This is a genomic window from Calothrix sp. NIES-3974 (assembly GCF_002368395.1).
Classification (GTDB): domain Bacteria; phylum Cyanobacteriota; class Cyanobacteriia; order Cyanobacteriales; family Nostocaceae; genus NIES-3974.
In genome coordinates, this window is sequence record NZ_AP018254.1 from 1,191,456 (window position 1) to 1,207,683 (window position 16,228).

The following is a 16,228-nucleotide window of genomic DNA, read 5'->3' on the forward strand; positions in this document are numbered from 1 at the left end:
AAGCCGTGGGATTCTTGTTTCATTCAGCCGACTTACTTAAAGGAGTCTCCCCACTTAAGCAGAGGTCGTTCTGTCCACAAGCTTTAGATTCTGTGCGCCCCACAGTACTTTTTAATCCTTTGTTCAAAATCATAGTCGCCGCGTTATGGTCACGGTGCATCACTGTCCCACAACAATGACATTTGTGGGTACGAGTGGACAAAGATTTCTGAACTCGTGTCCCACAAACAGAACAATCTTGCGATGTGTAGTGAGGTGCAACTGCTATCACCCAAGTGCCAAAAACTTTGCCATAGTAGTCTACCCAATCAGTGAATAGTGACCATGATGCGTCACTGATAGATTTAGCTAAATGATGGTTCTTAACCATATTTCGCACCTGCAAGTCCTCATAAACTACCAAGTCGTTTGACTGGACTAGAGTTCTTGCTGTCTTCACAGCAAAATCTTTCCTCTGTCTACTTACCTTGAGATGCTTTTTCGCCAACTTTTTCACAGCTTTGCGGCGATTAGAAGAGCCTTTTTTACATCTAGAAACTTTGCGTTGTTTGCGTTTCAAAGACTTCTCAGACTTACGCAAAAATCTGGGATTTTCGACTGTCTTGCCATCAGAATCAGTGTAGAAAAACTCAAGTCCGACATCAATTCCTACTTGTTTACCATTGTGCTGATGCTGTTCTTTGCGTTCCGCATCAACACAAAATTGGCAGTAATAACCATCTGCTCGTTTAACTACTCTAACTCGCTGAATTTGCTTAGTAGAATAAAAGCTGAAATCACGAGTTCCAACTAGCTGAAATTTCCCTGCTTTAAAACCATCAGTAAAAGTGATGTACTTCTTGTCGGCAGAAATAGCCCATCCTGAAGTTTTATATTCTACGGAATGTCCACGCTTTTTAAATCGCGGATAACCCTTTTTACCTGGCTTTTTAGCTTTACAGTTGTCATAGAAACGCTTAATAGCACACCAAGCTCTATCGGCAGAAGCCTGACGAGCCATAGAGTTGAGTTTGCCAGCAAAATCAAATTCTTTGGCTAAAACAGCGCAAAGTTTTTGAAGGTCATTCTTGCTAACATCCTTGTTATCCATCCAATGTCTTAGAGCTTTGTTGCGGATAAACAAAGCCGTTCTAATAGCTTCATCTAATAAGCAGTACTGACTTTCTTTGCCCTTCAATTTCGCTTCTAAGACTAACATCGCTCGACCCTGAGATGACAAAAATAATATAGTATATTATGGTTGATAGATACAAGTTATTGACCGCAGTTTGACAAAAACTTTACATATGCCAGGAAATTACAGGCACAAGACAACATCAGTCACTATGATTAATTACCACTTCGTCTGGATATCGAAAAGACGAAAAAAGGTGTTAGTTGGAAATGTTGCTATCAGGCTTGAGGAATTGCTTTATGAAAAAACATTCATAACTAGGGTGCGAGATTCTAGCTCTTGAAATCATGGAAGACCATGTACATCTTTTTGTTAGCAGTCCTCCAACACTAGCCCCAGACCAAATTATGTTTAGGTTAAAAGGATATACTTCTAGGGTATTAAGACAAGAATTTCCACATTTATTGAGAATGCCTTCAATGTGGACAAGAAGTTATTTTTGTGGAACTGCGGGCGACGCTTCAAGTGAGATAATTAAAAAGTACAGCAGATTCGAGGTTTATGAGGTACAGTAGCAACAATTAGTAAACCAATTTTTTAGATGCTTTGGATCAACTAATGTCAGTGCAATTTTAATTAAACCATCAACTACAGATGCACTTTTAGGAGAAAACTGTTTTAAGAACGCTTTTAATTGTGACCACCAATGTTCAATTGGATTAAATTCAGGGGAATAAGGAGATAGATAAAGAACACTTGCTCCTACAGATTCAATCAAAGGCTTAATCTCTTCGACTTTATGTGCTGGCAGATTATCCATTACAACGACTGCACCAACCCATAATTGTGGAAGTAAAAAATGCTCTACAAAAACTTTATAAGCTTCTCCATTCATTGAGCCATTTAAAGTCATCACAGCTAAGACTTTTTTGAAGCTAATTCCTCCAATTACACTTATTTTTGCACCTCGGTAATATGGTTTAAAATCATAAGCTCTACTCCCGCGATCGCTTCGAGCATGAGTTCTAGTCAAACCAAGCAAAACACCCATTTCGTCTATAAACACAAGGTTTTCTGGGTCTATGTGTTTTACTTTCTCCCAATATTCTAATCTCAGTTTTTGGACTCTTTCTGTTTTCGCTTGGCTGCTACGTAAAGTCTTTTTTTTCGAGTTAATTCTTGTTTTTGCAATGCACAACACATCACACTTGCACACACCCAAATGTTATATTTTTCTCCAAAATACTCGCAATATTCCAATAAAGTTAAATCCGGGTAACTTTGAACCATTTCTGCTAATTCGCTACCGTAATCATCTAGCTTACCCTTCATTGCTCCACCTTGCTTTTTGGGTTCTAGATGCCCTTCCAATTTTTTTTGCCTGATTAGCTTCTGCACATAGCTTTTTGCTATACCAAACTGCACAGCTACTCCTCGAATTGATGTATCACCCTTTTCGTAAGCACTTACTATTTTTTCTCGTAAATCGATTGAGTAGGGTTTCATTTTAATTTTTGATGCACTAATAACAAGTGTACCTCATTTACCTCGAAAGTGCTGTATCAAACGGAGAAAACCTATATCTATTGGATTAGACGCTATATCCTTTTTCATAATAAGCGCCATCCCAAAGATATGGGGAGTAAGGAAATTGAAGAATTTTTAACGCATCTTGCTGTCCATGAAAATGTGGCTGCATCAACGCAAAACCAAGCACTTCATGCTGTTCTTTTTCTCTACAAAGAGGTATTAAAACAAGATTTAGATTTGCAAGTGGATGCCGTTCGTGCAAAGCGTTCTAAATATTTACCAACAGTTTTGACGCAAGATGAAGTTATATTAATTATTCATAAATTATCTGGCGTACATCAACTTTCAATTTAACGACTGCTGAAAAGATGAAAATTAATTTTAGCGATCGCTCAACGGGAGAATAGGAGTTTTAAGTACTGGTGGGTAGAAAAATATTCGTGTTGGCCTTTTATCTTTTCAGCATCCATCGCTTGAAAAGTTTGCACTGCAACGAGTTGATGGCACTTGTCACCCCCTGAGATAATCTCCCGACACTAAACAATCTGCCAATAACTGACGATGTTGTTGTGCAGCATTAACTAAAGTCTGAATTTTATCTGTAGGTAAAGACTTGCTATTCCTGTAAACATCAATCCAGGTTTGACTAATAGTATTCACATCACCAGGTAGACTAGGCAAATCCCATCCTGGCATATGCAAATCTTCCATTAAGCGATTGATTTTGGGGTCATAACTCAAAGCAAAAGCGCGACATCCCTCACTTGCTGCCATAATTAAACTATGTAAACGCATACCAATGGCTAAATCCACATCTCGGAAAACACCCTTAAGAAGTTGCGGTTCGGAAAAACAGAGAATCGCGCTACCTTGGGAAAAAGCAGGTTGAATTGCTTGAGCGATCGCATAATCCTGGGCTTTTTGAAATGGTAGTAAAATCATGAATGCACCCGTTGCTGCTTGCAAATCCACTAGAGCGCGGGTAATATTCTCTAAACGTTGGGCTGTTAAATCAGGATGGTTGCGCAAAGTGACAGCAATACGGGGTGTGGGGAGGTGAGCAATTTCTGGAACTTTCACCGATTCCATTGCCCAAACCGGATCAGGAGCCAGAATATGGGGAATATTCCACTCCGTCAACAAAGCAGCACTTTTTTTGTCACGGACACTCACACCCGTACATCCCGCAAAATTTTGACGAGCTAATTTACGTGTTATCCACCCCGAAATTGGACCAATACCCTGTGCCCAAGCTACCGTTCGTAATTTTAACCCCTGGGCGATCGCCATCAAGCCATTGTAATAAAAAGGACTAATTCGACTAGTGGCATCCTGGATCAAACTACCACCCCCCCAAATAAATCCTTGACAACCACGCATCACCGAAATCACACGCTGAAAATTCATCCGTTCGTGAGCTTCTACTCCATACCGCTCCTCCGTTTCCCTGGGATTCCCCGACAGCACCACAGGAGTCACATTCCCTGGCAACATTTGTAGTAAAGTAGCTAATAGGGCTTCATCCCCACCATTCCCCTTGCCGTAATATCCTGATAGCAGTACCCGCATGTTAATTTTTGATTTGAGATTTTGGATTTTAGATTAACAGCTTTTCTCAAAAATGAGGAGAAGACAGGATACACAATCCCTTGAATAGTGACTTGCTTGGTGCAGAGGGAGTAGGGAGTAGAAAAAACCACTTTTATCAGTTCTGGTGTAATATCGTTTACGCTCATGGTAGCTACATATCAAGGGCTATAACCGTTGATGATTCTTGTTGCATTTATTTCCAAGTAAAAGAGAATCGATATAATACCGTTTCACGAAAATTTTGATACATTTTCTCCCCTTGCTTTCCCTGCTGCCCTAAATGTATAAATTCTCAAGTAAAACGATATCAGCATTACACGTAGATTGCTTTCTATTCTCTATTTCTCAACTGAGGTGTATCCATCTCATTTTTACCAGAGTTTCTCCCAAAGAAAATATAGAAAAAAATCGCACAAAATAAAATAAACACAAATAAATCACCCTGAACAGCACCGGTTTCTTTAATAGTCCACATTGCTTTGGTTGGTAAAACAGAATCTTCACTAGTGACGAATAGTAAACTCAGATTATTCGCTGCGTGAACTCCTAAAGCCAGTTCCAATCGATTATCCTTGAGGGTAATGAGGGCTGTAAAAACACCAAATCCAAAATAAAATAAGGCCATCCACACCGCTCCACGCTGCATTTCTGGATTTAAAAAATGGGGTAACATAAATAAAATACTGCTGATAACAATTAAAATTAAGCGTCTTTTGGTAATCAAGCTTAACCCTTGAATCACATAACCACGAAAAAACAGTTCCTCTGCCGATGTTTGAATCGGAGTGAGAATTAGTGCAGCAAATAGAAGGGGAAACCATTTGGATGGTTCAAAGGTAAAAGTAAAATTACTCGGATTTAAGATAATATTTACAGCAATTAGCGATAACTGCATCACAAACCAGACCGCAAAACCTGCAAACAAACGTGAAAAATTAATTTGATTATCAGCACTGACTAAACTTAAAAATTTCCGTTGATGTAATAGTCTAATAGCTAAAAAAATTCCCAATATAAAAGTAATAAATTGCAGGTTAATAATAATAAAAGATTCCAAAGAAGGATTTTGTAATAAATCCATCAGTTGCAATTCCAGTTCCACCAACGGAACTCCTTTCGAGATAAAAATAAATATGGCAACAACTAGCGAAATTACTCCCCCTAAAATTAACCAAGCAAATAAAATCAATAAAACTGACAAAAAATAACGCCACCAGTCGTTTTTTCCCTGGTGTGCAATTGCAAGATAGCTTTTACTCATAAATATAGTGACTCTAAATTTGCGATTTGATCTGTAGATGGATTTTTAAGTACAAATATTAAGTTTTATTTAGTCATGAAATTATGCTCAATCACAATTTTTTTCAGATAACTCCACAATTAAATCCATCACATTGGAAATATTCAGCAATTATGTCACTATTTTAGAATCTAAAATCGATTTTTGCTGGATAATAAAAAATCAAAAATCATTAATTTAACTAGAAGCACTAGTATAAAAACGTAAGGCAAATCGCCAAAACATCGTAGAAATTACAAATAGAGAAACAGCCAAAATCCCTGAACCCAGTATCCAATTCAACTGACTTTGACCTAACATGACTTCCACCGGAATAGTCGTTAAAAATGCTACAGGAATAATAAAAGTAAAGAAAAATTTAAAACCCACTGGATAGGCAGCCATCGGATAACGACCTGCTTCTAGCAACCCGCGCAACACTTCAGTAACGTTATAAATTTTAACAAACCAAATACTTGTAGCGCCGAGCATATACCAAAGACTGTAAAGAATAATCGATCCAAAAATTAACGGAATGATACTCGCCAAATAATTATCAATACCAATACCCAGTTTATTCCCAGCATAAGCAATCAATACCCCCCCAAACACCAAGTCAGGGATACCCCAAGGAGAAAGGGTATGGGTAGAAAGCCAAAACTGACTTTGAATCGGCTTGAGCAACACAAAATCTAATGTACCTTCCTGAACATGACGCACAATCCGGTTTAAATTCGGACTGAGAAAGGTTGCCGAATAGCCTTGTAACAGCGTAAAAACCCCTAACACTAGTAAAGCCGCTTCCCACCGCCAACCAGCAAAAGTGTAGCCTTGGCGATAAAATAGAAACAGAGCAAACAGGCTACCCATCAAATTCCCCAAACTACTCAAAGTCGCCAACAGAAAATTAACTCGGTACTCCATTTCTGCCGCGATCGCAGCACTCCAAAATAATCCTAATATGCGTAAATATCGTTGCATTTATGAATTCCTAGGTCAGCATATTGTATTCAAGCATCAACTCTATAGCTGCGCAAGGGTTTGTTTCAAGGAATCCCAAAAGAAAATTACGGAAAAACTAATACTAAAAAACGAAGGTCTGTAGATATAACTTACAGACCTCCAGTTAAATATGACAATGACATTAAAATAAAAAAAAAAGACCTGGCATCGAGCTATTTTGACGGGAGGCAACCCTCCAGCTATCGTCGCCGCAGCAGCGTTTCACAACTGAGTTCGGGATGGGTTCAGAGTGGTTCCACAGCACCATCGACACCAGGAAAACTTGTGGGGAATCAAAGTTCCCTGAAGAATGGATAGAGATTAGTATTAGTAGTAGTCAAAAGGTCAAGCCCTCGGTTTGTTAGTACTTCTAGGCTTCATATGTTGCCACACTTCCACCGAAAGCCTATCAACACATGTTCTATGTGTAACCTTACTCCCAAATTGGGATGAGAACACTCATCTTGAGGTGGGCTTCCCACTTAGATGCTTTCAGCGGTTATCCGCTCCGAACATGGCTACCCAGCGTTTACCGTTGGCACGATAACTGGTACACCAGAGGTTCGTTCTTCCCGGTCCTCTCGTACTAAGGAAGACTCCTCTCAATGTTCTAACGCCTGCACCGGATATGGACCGAACTGTCTCACGACGTTCTGAACCCAGCTCACGTACCGCTTTAATGGGCGAACAGCCCAACCCTTGGGACGTACTTCCGCCCCAGGTTGCGATGAGCCGACATCGAGGTGCCAAACCTCCCCGTCGATGTGGACTCTTGGGGGAGATCAGCCTGTTATCCCTAGAGTAACTTTTATCCGTTGAGCGACGGCCATTCCACTCTGAGCCGTCGGATCACTAAGACCTACTTTCGTACCTGCTCGACTTGTGGGTCTTGCAGTCAAGCTCCCTTCATGCCTTTACACTCGCCGCACGATTTCCAACCGTGCTGAGGGAACCTTTGCGCGCCTCCGTTACCATTTAGGAGGCGACCGCCCCAGTCAAACTGCCCACCTGAAACCGTCCCACTCCCGGCTCACGGGAGATGGTTAGAATTCTAGCTTCGCGAGAGTGGTATCTCACCGTTGGCTCCATACTCCCCACAAGGAATATCTCTTCGCCTCCCACCTATCCTGCGCACGCCAAGCCCGAACCCAATTCCAGGCTACAGTAAAGCTTCATAGGGTCTTTCTGTCCAGGTGCAGGTAGTCCGTATCTTCACAGACAATCCTATTTCGCCGAGTCTCTCTCTGAGACACCGTCCAGATCGTTACGCCTTTCGTGCGGGTCGGAACTTACCCGACAAGGAATTTCGCTACCTTAGGACCGTTATAGTTACGGCCGCCGTTCACCGGGGCTTCGGTCGTCAGCTTCAGCCCGAAAGCCTGACCAACTTCCTTAACCTTCCGGCACTGGGCAGGCGTCAGCCCCCATACTGCGTGATTTCACTTCGCGGAGACCTGTGTTTTTGGTAAACAGTCGCCTGGACCTCTTCACTGCGACCCAAGTTCTACCTTGGGCACCCCTTCTTCCGAAGTTACGGGGCCATTTTGCCGAGTTCCTTAGAGAGAGTTATCTCGCGCCCCTCGGTATCCTCTACCTCCCCACCTGTGTCGGTTTCGGGTACGGGTCAAATGCAATTTCCGTAGTTCGAGCTTTTCTTGGAAGCCTGACTATGCCACTTCGATTCCGTAGAATCTCGTACTCCCATCTCATCTCAAGACGTTTTCTCCGTCTCTCTCCAACTTAATGGTTGAGCCGGTAACCAACATCCGGCTGACACTCGCCTTCTCCGTCCCTCGCTACAATTACATCCAAGTACGGGATTCTTAACCCGTTATCCATCGACTACGCCGTTCGGCCTCGCCTTAGGTCCCGACTTACCCAGAGTGGACGAACCTGCCTCTGGAACCCTTGGGGTTTCGGGGTATTGGATTCTCACCAATATTTGCGCTACTCAAGCCGACATTCTCACTTCTGTTTCGTCCACTGCTGCTTGCCGCTACAGCTTCTCCCTACTACAGAACGCTCCCCTACCACTTATTTCTAAGTCCGCAGCTTCGGTACTACGTTTAGTCCCGTTCATTTTCGGCGCAGGAGCGCTTGACCAGTGAGCTATTACGCACTCTTTCAAGGGTGGCTGCTTCTAGGCAAACCTCCTGGTTGTCTATGCACTCCCACCTCCTTTGCCACTTAACGTAGATTTTGGGACCATTAGCTGGCGGTCTGGGCTGTTTCCCTCTTGACGATGAAGCTTATCCCCCACCGTCTCACTGGCTAGGTGTTAACTTGGTATTCTGAGTTTGTCTCGATTTGGTACCGGTCTCCCAGCCCGCACCGAAACAGTGCTTTACCCCCAAGTGATATTCCTAACCGCTGCGCCTCAACACATTTCGGGGAGAACCAGCTAGCTCCTGGCTCGATTGGCATTTCACCCCTAACCACACCTCATCCGCCAATTTTTCAACATTGGTCGGTTCGGACCTCCACAAGGTGTCACCCTTGCTTCATCCTGGACATGGTTAGATCGCCAGGGTTCGGGTCTATAAATACTGATTTTCGCTCTTTTCAAACTCGCTTTCGCTTTGGCTCTGACATTCCCGTCTTAACCTACCAGTACCTATAACTCGCCGGCTCATTCTTCAACAGGCACGCTATCACACGTTTAATCGTGCTCTAACTGCTTGTAGGCTGATGGTTTCATGTTCTATTTCACTCCCCTCCCGGGGTTCTTTTCACCTTTCCCTCGCGGTACTGTTTCGCTATCGGTCACGCAGACGTATTTAGCCTTACCGGGTGGTCCCGGCTGATTCACATGGAATTTCACGTGCTCCATGCTACTCGGGATACTGCTTCTATCTGTTTAGTTTTCGACTACAAGACTTTCACTTTCTCTGGTGCATCTTTCAAATGCTTCGTCTAACCTTCAGATTCGATTTTGTCGCAGTCCCACTACCCCAAGTTACATGTAACTTGGTTTGGGCTTCTCCCCGTTCGCTCACCACTACTTGGGGAATCACTTTTGTTTTCTTTTCCTCTGGCTACTAAGATGTTTCAATTCGCCAGGTTCGCTCTTTCCTGTCTATATATTCAACAGGTAGTATTCTGGGTTCCCCCATTCGGATATCTCCGGCTCTCTGTTTGCTTCCAACTCCCCGGAGCTTTTCGTTGGTAACCACGTCCTTCTTCGCCGCTGCGTGCCTAGGTATCCACCATCAGCCCTTTCTCGCTTGACCTTCTCACTCGACTCTTTGCTCTCCCTTCACAATCGCAAAGTTTGTGCAATGATTCTCTGTGTTCTACTACTACTGCTTTCTTCTCTATCCAATTTTCAAGGTTCTTTTACTGAGCTTTCACTCAGCATTTGATACTTTATCTTGGTTTCCCACCACTGTATCAGTGCTAAGTTTCTCTCTCTTATTTACCCATTTAACTGAGAATCTCAAAATACTCAATTAAATCAATGTGGAGGTTAGCGGACTCGAACCGCTGACATCCTGCTTGCAAAGCAGGCGCTCTACCAACTGAGCTAAACCCCCCTGAATAATTTGTAATTTCTAATTCCCAATTGGCAATTAGCAAGAAGATAATTACCAATTATGAATCACGAATTACCAATTATCATCAGGTGGGCCATCCTGGACTCGAACCAGGGACCTCACCCTTATCAGGGGTGCGCTCTAACCACCTGAGCTAATAGCCCCTACGCCTGAATTCTCTCTGTTACGAACCTAATTATAGTTTGAAAGCTGAATTTTCCCTCATTCCCCACGCTCGACCTGGGATTGACCAGCTTGTGATTGGTTTGTTGGCTTTTCCATCCAATCTACAAGTAGGTAGGTCTCCCTAAAAGGAGGTGATCCAGCCACACCTTCCGGTACGGCTACCTTGTTACGACTTCACCCCAGTCACCAGCCCTGCCTTCGGAATTTCCCCCCACGAATGGTTAGGATAACTACTTCGGGCGTGACCAGCTTCCATGGTGTGACGGGCGGTGTGTACAAGGCCCGGGAACGAATTCACCACAGTATGCTGACCTGTGATTACTAGCGATTCCTCCTTCATGTAGGCGAGTTGCAGCCTACAATCTGAACTGAGCCACGATTTCTGAGATTTGCTTGCAGTCGCCTGCTTGCTGCCCATTGTTCGCAGCATTGTAGTACGTGTGTAGCCCAGGATGTAAGGGGCATGATGACTTGACGTCATCCCCACCTTCCTCCGGTTTGTCACCGGCAGTCTCCCTAGAGTTCCCCACTTAAGGCTGGCAACTAAGGACGAGGGTTGCGCTCGTTGCGGGACTTAACCCAACATCTCACGACACGAGCTGACGACAGCCATGCACCACCTGTGTTCGCGCTCCCGAAGGCACTCCAGTGTTTCCACCAGATTCGCGACATGTCAAACCCTGGTAAGGTTCTTCGCGTTGCATCGAATTAAACCACATACTCCACCGCTTGTGCGGGCCCCCGTCAATTCCTTTGAGTTTCACAGTTGCCTGCGTACTCCCCAGGCGGGATACTTAACGCGTTAGCTACGGCACTGGTAGGGTCGATACTACCAACGCCTAGTATCCATCGTTTACGGCTAGGACTACTGGGGTATCTAATCCCATTCGCTCCCCTAGCTTTCGTCCCTCAGTGTCAGTTACGGCCTAGCAGGGCGCTTTCGCCACCGGTGTTCTTCCCAATCTCTACGCATTTCACCGCTACACTGGGAATTCCCCCTGCCCCGAACGTACTCTAGTCTTGTAGTTTCCACCGCCCTTATGCGGTTAAGCCGCACGCTTTAACAGCAGACACACAAAACCACCTACGGACGCTTTACGCCCAATCATTCCGGATAACGCTTGCATCCTCCGTATTACCGCGGCTGCTGGCACGGAGTTAGCCGATGCTTATTCCTCAAGTACCTTCATTCTTATTCCTTGAGAAAAGAGGTTTACAACCCAAGAGCCTTCCTCCCTCACGCGGTATTGCTCCGTCAGGCTTTCGCCCATTGCGGAAAATTCCCCACTGCTGCCTCCCGTAGGAGTCTGGGCCGTGTCTCAGTCCCAGTGTGGCTGATCGTCCTCTCAGACCAGCTACAGATCGTCGCCTAGGTAGGCCTTTACCCCACCTACTAGCTAATCTGACGCGAGCTCATCTCTAGGCAGCTAGCCTTTCACCTCTCGGCACATCCGGTATTAGCAGACGTTTCCATCTGTTGTCCCAGACCTAGAGCCAGATTCTCACGCGTTACTCACCCGTCCGCCACTATCTCCGAAGAGACCGTTCGACTTGCATGTGTTAAGCATACCGCCAGCGTTCATCCTGAGCCAGGATCAAACTCTCCGTTTTGTCTCCACAAAATTTCAAGCTTTCTTTAGCTCTTTTTGCTATATTGATTTTGGCTGATTTTTTTAGACCTCAGCCTCGTCTTTATTTTCTCTCAACGTTGGGCTTCGGTTTAATTCGCTTTCAAACTATTTCTTTTTTCTAGGTTCGATGTTTCCTGAAGCTTGCCTCTCTTGCGTTGGCTTTGCGTTTCAGGCACTTATAAATCCTATCTATTCCCCCTTGCTTTGTCAACCCTTTTGGGAAAATTTTTTTGAGGGGGTGATTTTTGACTGGAGGGCTTTGCTGGGAGGCGGGTTTGGGCAACAATGGGTTATGCGATTTGAAATTGTGGTTTGATGAGTTTTATTTAGTGGGCAAAGGATAAATCAGGTGAATTTTCAATCTGTTATTGCGACGTTAAATGAGTTTTGGCGGGAATCCCAGGGTTGTTTGATTGCTCAACCCTACGATATGGAAAAGGGTGCGGGAACGAAGAATCCCCATACTTTTTTGAGGGCGTTGGGACCGGAGCCTTGGGCTGTGGCATATGTCGAGCCTTGTAGGCGACCGACGGATGGGCGCTATGGAGAGAATCCGAATCGGTTTCAACATTATTATCAGTATCAAGTTTTAGTTAAGCCTTCGCCGGACAATATTCAGGAGATATATTTGGATTCGTTGCGTGCTTTAGGTATACGTCCGGAGGAACACGATGTCAGATTTGTGGAGGATAATTGGGAAGATGCCACGGTGGGAGCTTGGGGTACGGGTTGGGAAGTGTGGTTAGATGGGATGGAGATTACCCAGTTTACTTACTTCCAGCAATGTGGGGGGATTGATTGTCGTCCAGTGTCGATTGAAATCACCTATGGGTTGGAACGGTTAGCCATGTATCTACAGGGGGTAGATGCCATTACGAAGATTCTGTGGACGGATACAATTACCTACGGTGATGTGCATTTACAAGGGGAGATAGAACAATGTATTTACAATTTTGAGGCTTCTAATCCGGAATTGTTGCTGTCTTTATTTAATTTGTATGAAGAGGAGGCACGACAGTTAGGCGATCGCGGTTTAGTTATGCCTAGTTTAGATTATGTGATTAAGTGTTCCCACATGTTCAATTTACTGGATGCGAGGGGGGTCATTTCGGTGACGGAGCGGACTCGATATATTGGTCGTATTCGTCACTTGGCTCGTCGGGTAGCTCAGTTGTATGTAGAACAGAGGGAGCGATTGGGTTTTCCGTTGATGCGATGAGGTTTATACTGGGAGGCTGAATAGTAAATTTTTGTGAAAATATACTGAGGTAGTTGTGGATTTGGTGAGTTTGTTGGAGCCGATTGCGGCATGGTTTCGTAGCTTAGGAATACCGGAACCGATTGTACATTGGGGACACCCGGTGATGATGGGGATTGTGATTTTTGTGATGGGTAGTTACACTGCCTATGCTGGTTGGCGCTCAAGAATTGCTGAACCAGATGTTGCAGTTAAAAGTCGCACCGATCACCGCAAATTGGCTCCCTGGATGTTTTTGTTTTTGGCTTCCGGTTATACAGGAGGCATATTATCGTTGGTGACGCAGCAACAGCCGATTTTGCAGAGTCCCCATTTTCTCACTGGAACAATCGCATTAGGATTTTTAGGGTTCAATGGAATTATTACCATCACTAGATTCGGTGATAAGGATACTGTGTGGCGAACTATACATGCTTATGTGGGTACGGTGGCAATGGGACTATTAGTTGTCCACGCTGCTTTAGGACTAAATTTAGGTTTGAGTTTGTAGTCAAATGATGCAAAACAGTGGTGTGGTAATTGCGCTGGGCTATATCTTCGGTTTGCTGGCGATCGCATTACCAGGAGGTGGGTTTTGGTTACTCTTAGTCGGACTGGTATCAGCAATTATTGTCAGACGGATTTATGTATTGGCTCGTCAATCTCGTCGGACGCGAAACGGTCAGCTAGCGAAATCGCAATTTTCACCACTGCTTGTATCAAAACTTCCCCATCCCCGTATTTGGCTAATTGCGGGTTTGGTGGGTTTTCTTGCAAGTTTCTATCTACAATGGCGTACACCTCAACCTAGCGCTAATGATATTAGTAATTTTGTACAATCTGGGAATAGTAGCAATCAAGAGCAATTATTTACAGTTCGCGGTCGGGTTTTAAGTGTTCCCCGGATGACTCGTAGTCAACGGGGACAATTTTGGTTAGAAGCAAATCAAATTGATCAGGTCAAGCAGGATCAAAATCAAGGTGATGCAAGTAAGGTGGTGACGGGGAAAGTTTATACAACCGTCCCTTTGTTGCAATCAACGGGTTTGGTTCCGGGACAGGAAGTGAGGGTGACGGGGGTTTTGTATCAACCAAAAGCTGCTGCAAACCCAGGAGGATTTGATTTGCAAAAATTTTTAGCTCAGGAAGGAGCTTTTGCTGGTTTAAGTGGTCGTCAAGTCAATTTGATTGATAAAGAGAGAAAATGGGGGTGGTGGCGAGTTCGGGAACAAATTGCGCGATCGCAGGTTCGTTGGTTGGGGGTTCCGGAAGGACCAATAGTAAGTGCAATGGTTTTGGGTAGTAGAGCGGTGGATTTACCCCACGATGTACGGGATGTATTTGTGGAGGTTGGTTTAGCCCATACATTAGCAGCTTCTGGTTTCCATACCTCCTTAATTCTGGGTGTGGTATTAGGTTTAACCAAACGGTCTAGACGGGGTGTGCAAATCTTTTGTGGTTCTGTAGCCTTATTATTATTTGCAGTTTTGACAGGCTTTCAACCATCGGTTTTGCGAGCAACTTTAATGGGGTTTGCAGCTTTGTTGGCGTTGGGATTAGGACGTAAGGTGAAGCGGTTAAGTGGATTGATGGTTGTCGCTGTCATCTTATTGCTGGTGAATCCAGTTTGGATTTGGAATTTAGGATTTCAGTTAAGTTTTTTAGCTACTTTTGGCTTGATTGTCACAGCCAGTGCTATTAGTAGAAGGATGGGTTGGTTACCGGAAGCGATCGCTTCATTAATTTCTGTTCCGGTCGCCGCCACAATTTGGACTTTACCCTTATTATTACACGTTTTCCACACAATTGCAGTTTACAGCATTCCCCTCAACGTGTTGGCAACACCTTTAGTTTCCATCACCAGTTTAGGGGGAATAGTGAGTGCGATCGCAAGCATGATTTTACCTGATTTGGGAGCTGCGGTTGCGAGTTTTTTGTATTATCCAACCCATTGGCTGATTGGTTTAGCTGAGTTTTTTGCCGCTTTACCAGGAAATAATTGGGCTGTTGGCAGCATTTCCACACTGCAAATGGTTGCCATTTACATACTAATTATTTTAACTTGGTTATTCAGATGGTGGCAGCGTCGTTGGTTACTGACTGGATTTCTGGTAGTTGCCTTGATATTTGTTCCGGGATGGCAAACTGCGAGCAATTTATTTCGAGTCACCGTATTAGCTGCTGGTGGAGAACCAGCGATTGTTATTCAAGAGAAGGGATGGATCACAGCCATTAATGGTGGTGATGAGGGAACGGGAAGGTTTACATTGCTACCATTTTTGCGACATCAGGGGATTAATAGGATTAATACTGCTGTTGCTGTGGATTTTTTAGGTGATGGTAGTAATGGATGGTTAGAAGTTGTTTCCCGCTTACCAGTAGGGGTATTTTATGATTTTGTGAATAATCCAGAGAACGCTTTGAACAGTGCGGCAATTCAACAGGAATTACGTTCACGCAGTGACTCCCAGCAAAGACCAAATCAGGGTGCTTATCAACAAGTTTCTATGGGGGGACAAGTACAAGCTGGTTCAGCGACGATACGAATACTGAACGATCAATTACCAATTTTGCAAATGCAACTCCAAGGGAAAAATTGGCTGCTGGTAGGAAATACAAATAACGAGTTAGAGCAAATTCAAAAAACAACCAACTTACCCCGTCCGCAAGTATTGTGGTGTCCGAACACTGCACTGAAGGAATTAGTGCTTGCACTGCAACCGGAAGTTGCAATCACCACAAATGCCGATATTGATCCAAAAACCCTCTCGGAATTATCTCAAACCCAGACAAAAATATTTTTTACTGGTCGGGATGGAGCAATTCAATGGACTCCCACGGAAAGCTTTCAACCCTTTATACAGACAACAGAAAATCGCAATTCGCTGTTGTAGATCCAAAAATATTTGCTCGAAGTGATGGACATTTTGAGAAACTGTGATAGGATTATTAACTGGTTGAGCATTCCAAGTATGTTAACCATGCCGGCATAGCACAGTGGTAGTGCATCCGACTTGTAATCGGAAGGTCGTCGGTTCAAATCCGACTGCCGGCTTTTATTGCATTCCCCTACAACATAAGGGTTTCAATGCAATAGGCCTATCCCTAATAAGCCCTATCGCTCAA

Annotated in this window: 10 protein-coding genes, 3 tRNA genes, 3 rRNA genes and 1 pseudogene; 6 read left to right on the forward strand and 11 right to left on the reverse strand. The window is 44.1% G+C overall.

Annotated elements, in window-relative coordinates; genetic code table 11:
- Positions 1-19: 19 nt before the first annotated feature.
- On the reverse strand, positions 20-1,198 hold the full coding sequence (locus CDC37_RS04650; protein WP_096620706.1) for an RNA-guided endonuclease InsQ/TnpB family protein: 1,179 nt from the start codon (positions 1,196-1,198) through the stop codon (positions 20-22).
- A gap of 88 nt (positions 1,199-1,286) precedes the next feature.
- On the opposite strand from CDC37_RS04650, the pseudogene tnpA reads away from it, so the two are divergent.
- Positions 1,287-1,689: pseudogene (tnpA, locus tag CDC37_RS04655) on the forward strand (IS200/IS605 family transposase).
- Here tnpA and CDC37_RS23980 read toward each other — a convergent pair.
- Positions 1,674-2,330, reverse strand: a complete 657-nt coding sequence (locus CDC37_RS23980) for an IS630 family transposase (RefSeq protein ID WP_330220810.1) — start codon at positions 2,328-2,330, stop codon at positions 1,674-1,676. The pseudogene tnpA and the gene CDC37_RS23980 sit on opposite strands and share 16 nt — an antisense overlap.
- The gene (locus tag CDC37_RS24865; protein ID WP_096619812.1) at positions 2,228-2,620 is read right to left on the reverse strand and encodes a helix-turn-helix domain-containing protein; all 393 of its coding nucleotides are present in this window, start codon (positions 2,618-2,620) and stop codon (positions 2,228-2,230) included. The genes CDC37_RS23980 and CDC37_RS24865 overlap by 103 nt, the downstream gene beginning before the upstream one ends.
- A 48-nt stretch (positions 2,621-2,668) precedes the next feature.
- Here CDC37_RS24865 and CDC37_RS04670 point away from each other — a divergent pair, with 48 nt between their 5' ends.
- Positions 2,669-2,998, forward strand: coding sequence for a phage integrase N-terminal SAM-like domain-containing protein (locus CDC37_RS04670; protein ID WP_096620707.1), 330 nt, complete (start codon positions 2,669-2,671; stop codon positions 2,996-2,998).
- A gap of 156 nt (positions 2,999-3,154) precedes the next feature.
- Here CDC37_RS04670 and csaB read toward each other — a convergent pair whose 3' ends face one another.
- The 8 genes from csaB to CDC37_RS04710 form a co-directional block, all read right to left on the reverse strand.
- Positions 3,155-4,213 (reverse strand): polysaccharide pyruvyl transferase CsaB, encoded by a 1,059-nt coding sequence (gene csaB / locus CDC37_RS04675; RefSeq protein ID WP_096620708.1) that lies wholly within the window; start codon positions 4,211-4,213, stop codon positions 3,155-3,157.
- Positions 4,214-4,565: 352 nt separating this feature from the next.
- Positions 4,566-5,495 carry a CPBP family intramembrane glutamic endopeptidase gene (locus tag CDC37_RS04680; RefSeq protein ID WP_096620709.1) on the reverse strand — a complete coding sequence of 310 codons (930 nt, stop codon included), beginning with the start codon at positions 5,493-5,495 and terminating at the stop codon, positions 4,566-4,568.
- A 216-nt stretch (positions 5,496-5,711) separates the two neighbouring features.
- Complete coding sequence (locus CDC37_RS04685) at positions 5,712-6,494, reverse strand: ABC transporter permease (RefSeq protein ID WP_096620710.1); 783 nt, start codon at positions 6,492-6,494, stop codon at positions 5,712-5,714.
- A 181-nt stretch (positions 6,495-6,675) separates the two neighbouring features.
- Positions 6,676-6,793, reverse strand: a 5S ribosomal RNA gene (gene rrf, locus CDC37_RS04690).
- 63 nt (positions 6,794-6,856) lie between these two features.
- A 23S ribosomal RNA gene (locus CDC37_RS04695) occupies positions 6,857-9,745 on the reverse strand.
- Between the two features lie 230 nt (positions 9,746-9,975).
- Positions 9,976-10,048, reverse strand: a tRNA-Ala gene (locus CDC37_RS04700).
- Positions 10,049-10,138: 90 nt separating this feature from the next.
- A tRNA-Ile gene (locus tag CDC37_RS04705) sits at positions 10,139-10,212 on the reverse strand.
- A gap of 146 nt (positions 10,213-10,358) precedes the next feature.
- A 16S ribosomal RNA gene (locus CDC37_RS04710) occupies positions 10,359-11,845 on the reverse strand.
- The 16S, 23S and 5S rRNA genes sit together here with 2 tRNA genes alongside, the layout of an rRNA operon.
- Positions 11,846-12,214: 369 nt before the next feature.
- On the opposite strand from CDC37_RS04710, the gene glyQ reads away from it, so the two are divergent.
- From glyQ to CDC37_RS04735, 4 genes are all read left to right on the forward strand, one after another.
- Positions 12,215-13,084 (forward strand): glycine--tRNA ligase subunit alpha, encoded by an 870-nt coding sequence (gene glyQ, locus CDC37_RS04720; RefSeq protein WP_096620712.1) that lies wholly within the window; start codon positions 12,215-12,217, stop codon positions 13,082-13,084.
- A 55-nt stretch (positions 13,085-13,139) separates the two neighbouring features.
- Entirely contained in the window at positions 13,140-13,613 is a 474-nt protein-coding gene (locus CDC37_RS04725; RefSeq protein WP_096620713.1) for a DUF4079 domain-containing protein, read from the forward strand.
- Between the two features lie 4 nt (positions 13,614-13,617).
- Positions 13,618-15,996, forward strand: coding sequence for a ComEC/Rec2 family competence protein (locus CDC37_RS04730; RefSeq protein ID WP_096620714.1), 2,379 nt, complete (start codon positions 13,618-13,620; stop codon positions 15,994-15,996).
- Between the two features lie 89 nt (positions 15,997-16,085).
- Positions 16,086-16,157 (forward strand) — tRNA-Thr (locus CDC37_RS04735).
- The last annotated feature ends 71 nt before the right edge of the window (positions 16,158-16,228 follow it).